Genomic DNA, 12248 nt, shown 5'->3' on the forward strand with positions numbered 1-12248 from the left:
TGGCTTGAAACTCTTCATAGCCTTTTTTTCTCAATTGGCATGCCGGGCATTCACCGCAGCCATAACCATAAGCATGCAAAATCTTTCGCTCTCCTTGATAGCAGGTGTGCGTTTCTTTGATGATCAAATCCAAGACGCCCAAATCTTTAGCCATTTGAAATTCTTGCGCTTTATTTAAAAACATTAAAGGCGTTAGGATTTTAATCGCCGTGTTTGATCCTAAATTTAGGGCATGCTCAATGCTTTTAATAAAATCTTCTTTACAATCCGGATAGCCGCTAAAATCCGCTTGCGAAACCCCTAAAGCGATGTTACTAGCCCCTATTTTTTGCGCGTAAGAATGCAAAAGGGTGATAAAAATAGCGTTACGATTAGGCACAAAAGAGTTGGGCAAATCTTTATTTTGCGCATGCGAATGCCCCATTAAATCGTTAGAGTTTTTAAAAAGCGCAGAGCGGGTGATATTCTCTAAAAAATCTAATGGGATGATTTCATAAGGGAGTTGTAAAAGAGAAGCGATTTTTTGAGCGCATTCTAATTCCACAGAGTGTTTTTGCGCGTAATCAAACCCCACTAAACAGACTTTTTTAAAACGCTTTTTCGCCCACACGGCTAAAGTAGTGCTGTCTTGCCCGCCGCTAAAACCGATCACGCAAATTTCTTGTTCCATCAAAATTCCTTAAAAATTCTAAAAAGATATAATAACACAAAGAAATTTTAAGAGTAAAAAGCGTGTTTGAGCTAGAAAAAGAATTAAAAGAATTGTTTGACATTTATGAAAAATCCCCTTATGAGCTTTACTTGGTAGGGGGGTGCGTGCGCGATTGTTTAATGGGAATTACGCCTAAAGATTACGATTTAACCTCAAACGCTTTAGTCAATGAAAGCAAAGAGCTTCTTTTAAAGCGCCATTTTAGGGTGCTAGAAACCGGCATCAAACATGGCACGATCACAGCCCTTAAAAACCATCAAAGCTATGAAATCACAACTTTTAGAATGGAAAAAGGGCATATCAAGCACCGAAAGCCTAAAGAATTGGTTTTTAGCGCTCATTTAACAGACGATTTAAAGCGGCGCGATTTTAGCATGAATGCGATCGCTTATAGCCCTACAAAAGGGCTGATTGATCCCTTTAAAGGGCGATGCGCGATTAAAAATCAAACGATTGAATGCGTGGGGGAAGCGCGATTAAGGTTTTTTGAAGACGCTTTAAGGATTTTAAGAGCGCTACGATTTAGCGCGACTTTAGGCTTTAAGATAGCAGCAAGCACCAAAAGGGCGGTTTTTGCGTGTAAGGATTTGTTAAAACACCTTTCTAAAGAGCGCTTACAAAGCGAGTTGAATAAGCTTCTTATGGGGAAAAACGCCTATGAAGTGGCTAAAGAATATCAAGAAATTTTGGAGTTGGTTATTCAAGAGAAAATAGAAAATTTAGGGTTTTTAAAAAACGCGCCTTTCAATCTGGAATTAAGATTATTGGGGTTTTTTAAGCATCAAAAAAGTTTAGAAAATTTACGCTACCCTAAAAAAACTTGTATTTTATTTTCAAAAGCTAAAGAATGCCATAAAGCTTTTTTAAATATTCATAATAAAACAGAGTTAAAATTTTTATTGAAAAACTACGATTTAGAACCTTTTAATTTGGCTTTAGATTTTTATGCACTCAAAAACCCCAAACACGCTTTAAAAATTAAAGGCTTGTTAAAAGAAATCTTTGATTCTAACGAGCCTTTTAAAAAAGAGCACCTAGCCCTTAAGGGCGGTGCGCTTCAAAGCTTGGGCTACCAACACCAAAAAATCGGCGAAATTTTAAACGCATGCTTAAATTCAGTCATTGAAAATCCTAAAAATAACGCTTTAGAGTGGCTGATAAAATGGGTTAAAGATCATTATTTACCTAATGATGCTATAAATCTTTCGCCAATAAGGCAAAAAAATTAAAAATTAAAAATGGAAAAAACATGACAACGATGAATGCGATTCGATGGCCTAAGAAATGGATTCCAGGAGAGACTGATAATTTCGTGTCTAATGAGGTCATTGTCAAAGGTTTGGATTTTAATAAAGTGGTGCAACATTTAATGGCATCTGTGCCTAATGCGATGCTAAACGGCCATCAAGCTTGGTTAGATGGTTTAGTGGCGTATTCACGCTAAAATTAAGGAGGGTTAAATGAAAATCGGATGGATTGGACTAGGGGCTATGGGAACTCCTATGGCGACTCGTTTGTGCGATGCAAATTTAGAAGTGTCGGTTTATAACCGAACAGAGAGCAAAGCAGCCCCCTTAAAAGAAAAGGGCGTAGCGGTTTATACTAACCCTATAGATTTGGCCGCTAAAGTTGATCTGATTTTTACCATGCTTTCGGATAAAACGGCGATTGATGCTGTTTTAGTGCCAGAATTTTGGGAACAGATGTCTGAAAAAATCGTGGTAAATATGAGCACTATCGCTCCTTTGGAAAGCTTATCTTTAGAAAAAATCGCTCAAAAGCATCAAGTAACTTACCTTGAAGTGCCCGTTTCAGGATCGGTTGGTGCGGCCAAAGCCGGGGCTTTATTGATTTTAGCGGCCGGTGAAGAAGAGGTGATCACTCAACTCAAACCTATTTTGGTGCATTTAGGGAGTCAAACCTTTTATTTAGGAAAAGTTGGTCAAGGGGCAGGGGCTAAATTATCCATTAATAGCCTTTTGGCTCAAATGGGGGTTGCTTATTCAGAAGCTTTGCTATTAGCCAAACATTTAGGGGTTGATGCAGAGTCATTTTTGCAAATTATTGGCCAATCTGGCATGAATTCGCCTCTCTTTCAAGCTAAAAAAGGCATGTGGCTACAAGATAGCTATCCGGCCGCTTTCAGTTTGAAGCTCATGCTCAAGGATATTCGTTTAGCCAAAAATGAAGCAGGAGAGACGATTGAATTGCCATTCTTATCTAAAGCAGAAGAGCTTTATTCTCAAGCAGAAAAATCCGGTTTAGGTGAAATGGATATGGCAGCCGTTTATCATTATTTAGAAAAAGGAGATCATTAAAATGGACAGAGAACAAGTGGTTGCTTTACAGCACCAACGATTTGCTGCAAAAAAATACGATCCTAATCGTCGTATTTCTCAAAAGGATTGGGAAGCTTTGGTTGAAGTGGGGAGATTAGCCCCTTCTTCAATCGGGCTTGAACCATGGAAAATGCTTTTATTGAAAAATGAACGCATGAAAGAAGATTTAAAACCGATGGCTTGGGGGGCGCTTTTTGGTTTAGAGGGAGCGAGCCATTTTGTCATTTATCTTGCGCGAAAAGGCGTTACTTATGACAGCGATTACGTTAAGAAAGTGATGCATGAGGTTAAAAAAAGGGATTATGACACTAATTCCAGGTTCGCTCAAATCATCAAAAATTTCCAAGAGAACGATATGAAACTCAATAGCGAACGATCTTTGTTTGATTGGGCTAGCAAGCAGACTTATATCCAAATGGCGAACATGATGATGGCAGCGGCCATGTTAGGCATTGATTCTTGCCCGATTGAAGGGTATGATCAAGAAAAAGTGGAGGCTTATTTAGAGGAAAAGGGCTATCTGAACACGGCGGAATTTGGCGTGTCGGTAATGGCTTGTTTTGGTTATCGCAACCAAGAAATCACCCCTAAAACCCGCTGGAAAACAGAAGTTATTTATGAAGTGATTGAATAAAAACGCTTCTGGCTTTTTGATAATCAAAATATAAAAGAGCTTAGTCAAGCGGTGATCTAATGCGATCTTAAGAGGTTAGGGGATTTAGTTTGAGGGGTTGTAGGGGTGTTAAAGCGCAAAATACCCCCTATCCCTTTAAGAAAATGAGCTTTATTAAAATCTTTTATTAAAATCAAAATAACCAAAATCTTGTTTTTTAAGAAATTAAAGAACATCAAGTAAGGCTTTGAGCGTTTATCTTTGATAAAAACAGAGCCGCACTCCATAAACATAATTAAGCATTCTTTAGGTATAATCAAAAATCATTTTCTTTCATAAAGGGTTTTTATGCTTCGTTTTGCGCCTTCGCCTACAGGGGATATGCACATAGGGAATTTAAGGGCAGCCATTTTTAACTACATTGTGGCCAAACAGCAGCACAAACCCTTTCTCATTCGCATTGAAGACACGGACAAAGAGCGCAACATTGAAGGCAAAGACCAAGAAATTTTAGAGATTTTAAAGCTTATGGGGATAAGTTGGGACAAGCTAGTGTATCAAAGCCATAACATAGATTATCACAGAGAAATGGCAGAAAAATTACTGAAAGAAAATAAAGCGTTTTATTGTTATGCGAGCACGGAGTTTTTAGAAGAAGAAAAAGAAAAAGCCAAAAATGAAAAACGCCCTTTCAGGTATTTAGACGAGTGGGCGGCTTTAGAAAAAGACAAGCACCATTCCCCTGTGGTGCGTTTAAAAGCCCCAAATCATGCGGTGTCTTTCAACGATGCGATTAAAAAAGAAGTGAAATTTGAGCCTTATGAATTGGATTCTTTTGTGCTTTTAAGACAGGATAAAAGCCCGACTTATAATTTCGCTTGTGCATGCGATGATTTGCTCTATGAAATCAGTCTGATTATTAGAGGCGAAGATCATGTGAGTAACACCCCTAAACAAATTTTAATCCAGCAAGCTTTAGGCTCAAACGATCCGATTGTTTATGCGCATTTGCCCATTATTTTAGACGAAACAAGCGGTAAAAAGATGAGCAAAAGAGATGAAGCCTCTAGCGTGAAATGGCTTTTGAATCAAGGGTTTTTACCGGAGGCGATTGTGAATTACCTCATCACTATCGGTAATAAAGTGCCTAAGGAAGTTTTTAGCCTTGATGAAGCGATAAAATGGTTTGATTTAGAAAATCTTTCCAGTTCCCCGGCTCATTTTAATTTAAAATATTTGAAACACTTAAACCACGAGCATTTAAAGCTTTTAGAAGATGAAAAATTATTAGAACTCACTTTAATAAAAGATAAAAACCTTTTAGGGCTTTTAAGATTGTTTATAGAAGAATGCGGCACGCTTTTAGAATTGAGGGAAAAAATTTCGTTGTTTTTAGAGCCAAAAGATATTGTTAAAACTTATGAAAACGAAGATTTTAAAGAGCGTTGTTTAGCGCTTTTTAACGCCCTAAAAAGCATGGATTTTCAAGCGTATAAGGATTTTGAAAGTTTTAAAAAAGAAGCCATGCAATTAAGCCAGCTTAAGGGTAAGGATTTTTTCAAACCTTTGCGCATCCTTTTAACCGGGAACTCGCATGGCGTTGAATTGCCTTTGATTTTCCCCTATATCCAAAGCCATCATCAAGAAGTTTTAAGGCTCAAAGCATGATATTTTCCACTCTTATTAATGCGGTAGCGGTGATTTTAAGCTCGCTCATTACGATTTATATGTGGGTAGTGATCATTTATTCGCTTATTAGCTTTGTGCAGCCTAACCCCAACAACCCCATCATGCAAATCCTCGCTCGCTTGTGTGAGCCGGTGTTTTATTTTTTACGCTCTAGATTCAAGCTTGTGTTTAACGGGTTAGATTTCGCTCCTTTAGTGGTGGTCATTGTTTTGAAATTTTTAGATTTAACCCTCATCCAATGGCTTTTTGCACTCGCCAAAAGTTTTTAAAGAAAATCATGCGTTTTTTTATTTTATTTTTTATCGGCATGCTTGGCGTTGGTTTTTCTCAAACCGAGTTGAATTTAAAAGATTTAGAAAAAAAGCCTGCCGGGATCGTTAGGGATTATTATTTATGGCGTTATATTAGCGATAAAAAAACCACTTTAGAAAACGCTAAAAAAGCTTATGAATTGACTCAAAATAAAAACAACGCCTTACAAAAGGCCATGCAAGAAAAAGGCTCAGACAATCCAGAAAAAAGCCCTGATGTTAAATTGCCTGAAGATATTTATTGCAAGCAAACGGCTTTAGAAAGCATGCTAGAAGAAACAGACACTTTCCAAGCAAGCTGTATCGCTATCGCTTTAAAATCAAAAATCAAAGATTTTGATAAAATCCCCCTTCAAACCCTTAAGCCCTTACAAATTAAAATCAAAGAGGCTTACCCCGTTCTTTATGAAGAATTAGAAATTTTGCAAAGTAAGAATGTGAGCGCTTCTTTATTTAAGGCTAACGCGCAAGTGTTTAGCGCGCTTTTCAATCATTTGAGTTATGAAAAAAAGCTCCAAATTTTTGAAAAGCATATCCCTATTAAAGAGTTAAACCGCCTTTTAGATGAAGATTACCCGGCGTTTAACCGCTTGATCTATCAGGTTATCTTAGATCCTAAATTGGATCATTTTAAAGACGCTCTCACTAAAAGTAACGCTACCCACAGCAACGCGCAAACCTTTTTCATCCTAGGGATTAATGAAATCTTGCGCAAAAAACCCTCTAAAGCGCTCAAGTATTTTGAACGCTCAGAAGCGGTGGTTAAAGACGATGATTTTTCAAAAGACAGAGCGATTTTTTGGCAGTATCTAGTCTCTAAAAAGAAAAAAACTTTGGAACGCCTTTCACAAAGCCCTGCCTTAAACCTCTATAGTCTTTATGCGAGCCGCAAGCTCCAAACCACGCCCGGTTACCGCATCATTTCTCACATCCAAAATTTAAGCCAAGAAGACCCTCCTTTTAACACATACGATCCTTTTTCGTGGCAAATTTTTAAGGAAAAAACCTTGAGTTTGAAAGATGAGGGTGCGTTTAATGCGATGCTAAAAAGCTTGTATTATGAAAAAAGCGCTCCTGAATTGACCTATCTTTTAAGCCAACGCAATAAAGACAAGATTTATTATTATTTATCCCCTTATGAAGGCATTATTGAATGGCAAAATGTTGATGAAAAGGCTATGGCGTATGCGATCGCTAGGCAAGAAAGCTTTTTGCTCCCGGCAGTCATTTCGCGCTCGTTCGCTCTGGGGCTTATGCAAATCATGCCCTTTAATGTAGGGCCTTTCGCTAAACGCCTTGGCATGGATAACATTGATCTAAACGACATGTTTAACCCCAATATCGCTCTCAAATTTGGTAATTATTACCTAAACCATCTAAAAAAAGAATTCAACCACCCCCTTTTTGTCGCCTACGCTTATAACGCTGGGCCTGGGTTTTTAAGGAGGTGGCTAGAAAGCTCCAAACGATTTAAAGAAAAAAATCATTTTGAGCCATGGCTTAGCATGGAGCTTATGCCTTATAGCGAAACCCGTTTGTATGGCTTTAGGGTCATGCTCAATTACTTGATTTATCAAGAAATTTTTGGGAATTTCATCCCTGTTGATGCATTTTTAGAACAAACTCTTAACTCAAAGGACAAACCATGATTAAAAAATGCCTTTTTCCTGCCGCTGGCTACGGCACGCGCTTTTTGCCGATCACTAAAACCATTCCTAAAGAAATGCTGCCCATTGTGGATAAGCCTTTAATCCAATACGCTGTAGAAGAAGCGATGGAAGCAGGCTGTGAAGTGATGGCGATCGTTACAGGCAGAAACAAGCGCAGTTTAGAAGATTATTTTGACACGAGCTATGAAATAGAGCATCAGATCCAAGGCACCAACAAAGAAAACGCCTTAAAAAGCATTCGTAACATTATAGAAAAATGCTGTTTTTCCTATGTGCGCCAAAAGCAAATGAAAGGCTTAGGGCATGCGATTTTAACCGGGGAAGCCCTGATAGGCAATGAGCCTTTTGCGGTGATTTTAGCCGATGACTTGTGTATAAGCCATGATCACCCAAGCGTGTTAAAGCAAATGACTTCATTGTATCAAAAATACCAATGCTCCATTGTAGCCATTGAAGAAGTGGCGTTAGAAGAAGTTTCAAAATACGGCGTGATTAGGGGCGAATTGTTAGAAGATGGGGTGTATGAGATTAAAGACATGGTAGAAAAACCAAGCCAAGAAGACGCCCCAAGCAATTTAGCCGTGATAGGGCGCTACATTTTAACTCCGGATATTTTTGATATTTTGCGTGAGACTAAACCGGGTAAAAACAATGAAATCCAAATCACAGACGCTTTACTCACTCAAGCCAAAAGAAAGCGCATCATCGCTTACCAATTCAAAGGCAAGCGATACGATTGCGGGAGCGTGGAAGGCTATATTGAAGCGAGTAACGCCTATTATAAAAAACGCTTATAAATCTTATCAACATGGGCAATTTGACTTATTACGCTTACATGTATTTGATCCTCTTTATATGCTTGATCCCTGTGTTTTTAGGGGGGCTTGTTTGGAGGCTTTCTCGCCCCCCTTTAAAGCAAGAGATCCCTAATAAAAGCCTTTCTTTGGAAAATTTAAACGAACAAATCAAAAACCTTCAAAGCGTGCCAGCTTTAGAAAAATTGAAAAACCGCTTCAATGAGCGTTTTAAAATCTGCCCCAAAGACAAAGAAACTCTGTGGCTAGAAACGATCCAAAATTTAGTCGCTTCAGAATTTTTTGAATTAGAAGACGCTATCAATTTTGGGCAAGAATTAGAAAACGCTAACCCTAATTACCAACAAAAAATCGCTAACGCTACCGGCTTAGCCCTTAAGAATAAAAAAGAAAAAGGATAGAATTGGATTTTTTAGAGATTGTAGGACAAGTCCCTTTAAAAGGGGGGGTAGAAATTTCTGGGGCGAAAAATTCCGCGCTCCCCATTTTAGCCGCCGCGCTTTTAAGCCGCCAAGAAGTCAAAATCAAATCCTTGCCCCAAGTGGTGGATATAAAGGCGATGGCGTTATTGTTGCAAAATTTAGGCGCAGAATTAGAATGGCTTAACCCCCACACGCTCCAACTCAGCACTAAATCCCTGCACCACACTGAAGCCACTTACGATTTGGTGCGTAAAATGCGCGCTTCCATTTTGGTGTTAGGCCCACTATTAGCGCGCTTTAAGGAATGCTTGGTGAGTTTGCCCGGTGGGTGCGCTATAGGAGCTAGGCCTGTGGATTTGCATTTAAAAGCGATGCAACAATTAGGGGCTGAAATCAAAATTGAGCAAGGCTATATCCATGCAAAAGCCCCTAAAGGCTTGAAAGGGAATGATATTTTATTTGATAAAATCAGCGTTACAGGCACAGAAAACGCCCTCATGGCAGCAAGTTTAGCTAAAGGGATCACGCGCATCATTAACGCTGCTAAAGAGCCAGAGATCGCTCAATTGTGCGCGTTTTTACAAAGCGGAGGCGTAGAAATTGAGGGCGTTGGCAGCAGCGAGCTAAAGATTAGGGGGGTAGAAAGCGACGCTTTAAATTTAAAAGACATTCAAATCATACCCGATAGGATTGAAGCAGGCACTTATTTGTGTGTGGGGGCTATCGCTAACAGCCAGCTTAAAATCAATCATATCATCCCTAACCATATTCAAGCGATCACCGATAAGCTCATAGAAATTGGTTTTTCGCTAGACATTCAAGAAAATTCTATAGAAATTTATCCGGCCAAACAACGACAAGCCTTTGAAATCACCACGAAAGAATACCCGGGCTTTCCCACAGACATGCAAGCGCAATTCATGGCGTTAGCCACGCAGTGTTTGGGGACTAGTATCATTGAAGAAACGCTTTTTGAAAACCGCTTCATGCATGCAAGCGAATTGCAACGATTGGGGGCTAGTATTAGCCTAAAAACGAATGTGGCTACCATTAGCGGATCCACAGAGCTTACAGGGAGCGATGTGATGGCGACGGATTTAAGGGCTTCTTCGGCTCTCGTTTTAGCCGCTTTAGTGGCTAAGGGGGTGAGTAGGGTGCATAGGATTTACCACTTGGATAGGGGTTATGAGAGATTGGAGGATAAAATCAACGCTTTAGGGGCAAAAGTGTTGCGTTTAAAAGAAAAATAATCCAAGATTTGGTTACAATAGCTAGAATATTTTTTAATTATTACATAAGGAGCTTTTATGCGTATTGAGCATGATTTCATTGGGCAAATGGAAATTAGCGACGAGGTTTATTACGGAATCCAAACTTTAAGAGCGAGTGAAAATTTTTTCATCACCAACGACAAGCTTTGCAGTTATCCTGTTTTTATCAAATCTTTTGCTCAAGTCAAAAAAGCGGCCGCTTTAGCGAACGCGCAATTAGGCTTGATTGATGAAAAGCTTAAAATTGCGATTTGCCATGCGTGCGACTTGTTGGTTGATGGCAAATACCATGATCAATTCATTGTGGATATGATTCAAGGGGGGGCTGGCACAAGCACGAACATGAACATGAATGAAGTGATTGCTAATTTGGCTTTAGAATACATGGGGCATCAAAAGGGCGAGTATCAATTTTGCCACCCAAACGACCATGTCAACCGCTCTCAATCCACTAATGACGCCTATCCTAGCGCGTTAAAAATCGCTATTTATGAGCGCTTGAGCAATCTAGTCGCCCCCATGAAAGCCTTAAGGGACGCTTTCGCTCAAAAGGCTAAGGAATTTTCCCATGTGATTAAAATGGGGCGCACCCAACTTCAAGACGCTGTGCCTATGACTTTAGGCCAAGAGTTTGAAACTTATGCGTTGATGGTTGATAGGGATATTGAGCAGGTTTTAGACGCTAGGAATTGGGTAAGAGAGCTTAATTTAGGCGGCACGGCTATTGGCACAGGGATCAATTCGCACCCGGATTATCGCAGTTTGATTGAAAAGAAAATCCAAGAAGTAACGGGTCGCCCTTTTGTCATGGCTAATAACTTGATTGAAGCCACTCAAAGCACGGGGGCGTATGTGCAAGTGAGTGGGGTGTTAAAGCGCATTGCGGTGAAACTTTCTAAGGTTTGTAACGATTTGAGACTGCTCAGTTCAGGCCCTAGAGCCGGGTTGAATGAAATCAATTTGCCTAAAATGCAACCGGGTAGCTCTATTATGCCTGGTAAAGTCAATCCGGTGATCCCTGAAGTGGTCAATCAGGTGTGCTTTGCGGTGATTGGGAACGATTTGAGTGTGGCGTTAGCCGCAGAAGGAGGGCAGTTGCAACTCAATGTGTTTGAGCCAGTTATCGCTTACAAGCTTTTCCATTCCTTTGTGATTTTAGGGCGTGCGATTGAAACTTTAACGACTAAGTGCGTGGAAGGCATCACAGCTAATGAAAAGATTTGCCACGATTATGTCTTTAACAGCATTGGCATTGTTACCGCGCTCAACCCTCATATCGGCTATGAAAAATCCGCTATGATCGCCAAAGAAGCCTTAAAAAGCGATCGCTCTATCTATGACATCGCTTTAGAAAAGAAAATCTTAACTAAAGAGCAACTGGACGATATTTTCAAGCCAGAAAACATGCTAAGCCCTCACGCTTTCAAAAAGCATAAAGACTGAACGCTTTGCAACACTCACGCCTTCAAACTTTACGCTCCCTTTATATGGAGCGTCTTTTAGGCGAAACTTATACGGACATTAGCCTTATAAAGCCCCAAAATAAGCCCCTTAACAAACAAGTTCATGAGGGTATAGAAAATTGTAATTTGTGCAAACGCCACCAACATTCAAAACCGGTGATCGGGCTTTTTAACCCCACTTCCAAGCTCGCTTTCATCACGCTCACCCCCATGCTGGATAGCCAATTAGATTTCTTAAACAATTTAAAAGCGGTCATGTTGGAGAGCATTATCCAAAAGGTTTTTAACTACCCCTTAAAAGATTGCAGTATTTTATCGCTCCTTAAATGCGATTCTAACAGCCTTAATTTAGAAGAAGAAATCAACGCATGCCTGCCCCATTTAATCTGGCAATTAGACAACAGCGCTTCAAAAGTCATTGTGGTATTTGGCGAGGTTTTGCCCAAACGCCTTTTAAACCTTTCTAAAGAAGAATCCTTTGGGCGCATCGTGTCTTTAAAAACCAAACATTTTTTAAGCACCTACGCTTTAGAAGACATGCTCAAAAACCCCACGCTCAAAAAAGAAGCGTTAGCGCATTTTAAAATAGCACTCCAATTCCTCAATCAGTCTTAAAATACGCCTTATTTTTTAACCAACTTTCTCGCCGTGCGCAACAAAGGCAAGGATTTTTGATAGGCTTTGTAATAGATTTTAAAAGTGGTGTTTTGAGAGAGTTCCAATAAAGGCGAAGCGTTTTGTAAAAGGCGATCGTAATCGGCTCTCAAATGATTATAATCGGCTCTCAAATGATCGTAATCGGCTCTCAAATGATTATAATCGGCTCTCAAATCATCATAATTAACCCTCAAATCATCATAATTAACCCTCAAATCATCAATGGATACTAAAGGCTCATTCAAATCACGATAGAAAATGAAAGGGTTATTATGATAAATCGTGT

General features: G+C 39.6%; 14 protein-coding genes and 1 pseudogene. 12 read left to right on the forward strand and 3 right to left on the reverse strand.

The genetic code is table 11. From position 1 onward, the window contains the following. Positions 1-670: 7-cyano-7-deazaguanine synthase QueC (queC, locus tag H7O61_RS06845; RefSeq protein WP_187875529.1), on the reverse strand; the 670-nt coding region annotated here is incomplete at its 3' end. 62 nt (positions 671-732) lie between these two features. Here queC and H7O61_RS06850 point away from each other — a divergent pair. The 4 genes from H7O61_RS06850 to frxA are packed head-to-tail and all read left to right on the forward strand — an operon-like array spanning position 733 to position 3685. After that, positions 733-1941 carry a CCA tRNA nucleotidyltransferase gene (locus H7O61_RS06850; RefSeq protein WP_187875530.1) on the forward strand — a complete coding sequence of 403 codons (1209 nt, stop codon included), beginning with the start codon at positions 733-735 and terminating at the stop codon, positions 1939-1941. Positions 1942-1961: 20 nt separating this feature from the next. Then, a complete protein-coding gene (locus tag H7O61_RS06855; protein WP_187875531.1) occupies positions 1962-2156 on the forward strand; it encodes a hypothetical protein in 195 nt (64 codons plus the stop codon). Between the two features lie 16 nt (positions 2157-2172). Beyond that, a complete protein-coding gene (locus tag H7O61_RS06860) occupies positions 2173-3030 on the forward strand; it encodes an NAD(P)-dependent oxidoreductase (protein ID WP_078269904.1) in 858 nt (285 codons plus the stop codon). A gap of 1 nt (position 3031) precedes the next feature. Continuing rightward, positions 3032-3685: an NAD(P)H-dependent flavin oxidoreductase FrxA gene (gene frxA / locus H7O61_RS06865; protein WP_000373527.1), complete on the forward strand. Its 654-nt coding sequence runs from the start codon at positions 3032-3034 to the stop codon at positions 3683-3685. A 56-nt stretch (positions 3686-3741) separates the two neighbouring features. Here frxA and H7O61_RS06870 read toward each other — a convergent pair whose 3' ends face one another. Further along, a complete protein-coding gene (locus H7O61_RS06870) occupies positions 3742-3951 on the reverse strand; it encodes a hypothetical protein (RefSeq protein WP_025448999.1) in 210 nt (69 codons plus the stop codon). Between the two features lie 61 nt (positions 3952-4012). Between H7O61_RS06870 and gltX the strand changes: the two genes are divergently transcribed. The 8 genes from gltX to H7O61_RS06910 are packed head-to-tail and all read left to right on the forward strand — an operon-like array spanning position 4013 to position 11920. Beyond that, entirely contained in the window at positions 4013-5332 is a 1320-nt protein-coding gene (gene gltX / locus H7O61_RS06875; RefSeq protein WP_187875532.1) for a glutamate--tRNA ligase, read from the forward strand. Beyond that, positions 5329-5622, forward strand: a complete 294-nt coding sequence (locus tag H7O61_RS06880; protein WP_000577948.1) for a YggT family protein — start codon at positions 5329-5331, stop codon at positions 5620-5622. The genes gltX and H7O61_RS06880 overlap by 4 nt, the downstream gene beginning before the upstream one ends. An 8-nt stretch (positions 5623-5630) precedes the next feature. Then, positions 5631-7313 carry a lytic transglycosylase domain-containing protein gene (locus tag H7O61_RS06885; protein ID WP_187875533.1) on the forward strand — a complete coding sequence of 561 codons (1683 nt, stop codon included), beginning with the start codon at positions 5631-5633 and terminating at the stop codon, positions 7311-7313. Further along, positions 7310-8131 (forward strand): UTP--glucose-1-phosphate uridylyltransferase GalU, encoded by an 822-nt coding sequence (galU, locus tag H7O61_RS06890; RefSeq protein ID WP_187875534.1) that lies wholly within the window; start codon positions 7310-7312, stop codon positions 8129-8131. Before H7O61_RS06885 ends, galU begins: the two co-directional genes overlap by 4 nt. Before the next feature lie 11 nt (positions 8132-8142). Beyond that, on the forward strand, positions 8143-8550 hold the full coding sequence (locus H7O61_RS06895) for a hypothetical protein (protein ID WP_187875535.1): 408 nt from the start codon (positions 8143-8145) through the stop codon (positions 8548-8550). 2 nt (positions 8551-8552) lie between these two features. Next, complete coding sequence (gene murA, locus H7O61_RS06900) at positions 8553-9821, forward strand: UDP-N-acetylglucosamine 1-carboxyvinyltransferase (protein ID WP_187875536.1); 1269 nt, start codon at positions 8553-8555, stop codon at positions 9819-9821. 57 nt (positions 9822-9878) lie between these two features. After that, positions 9879-11285 (forward strand): aspartate ammonia-lyase, encoded by a 1407-nt coding sequence (gene aspA, locus H7O61_RS06905; protein ID WP_001217509.1) that lies wholly within the window; start codon positions 9879-9881, stop codon positions 11283-11285. Between the two features lie 44 nt (positions 11286-11329). Beyond that, positions 11330-11920 carry a uracil-DNA glycosylase family protein gene (locus tag H7O61_RS06910; protein WP_079339862.1) on the forward strand — a complete coding sequence of 197 codons (591 nt, stop codon included), beginning with the start codon at positions 11330-11332 and terminating at the stop codon, positions 11918-11920. 8 nt (positions 11921-11928) lie between these two features. Here the strand turns inward: H7O61_RS06910 and H7O61_RS06915 are convergent. Continuing rightward, positions 11929-12248 (reverse strand): annotated as a pseudogene (locus tag H7O61_RS06915) (glycosyltransferase family 10 domain-containing protein); the annotation flags it as partial.

The sequence above is a fragment of the Helicobacter pylori genome (assembly GCF_014496965.1).
In the GTDB taxonomy this organism is placed as follows: Bacteria; Campylobacterota; Campylobacteria; order Campylobacterales; family Helicobacteraceae; genus Helicobacter; species Helicobacter pylori_CZ.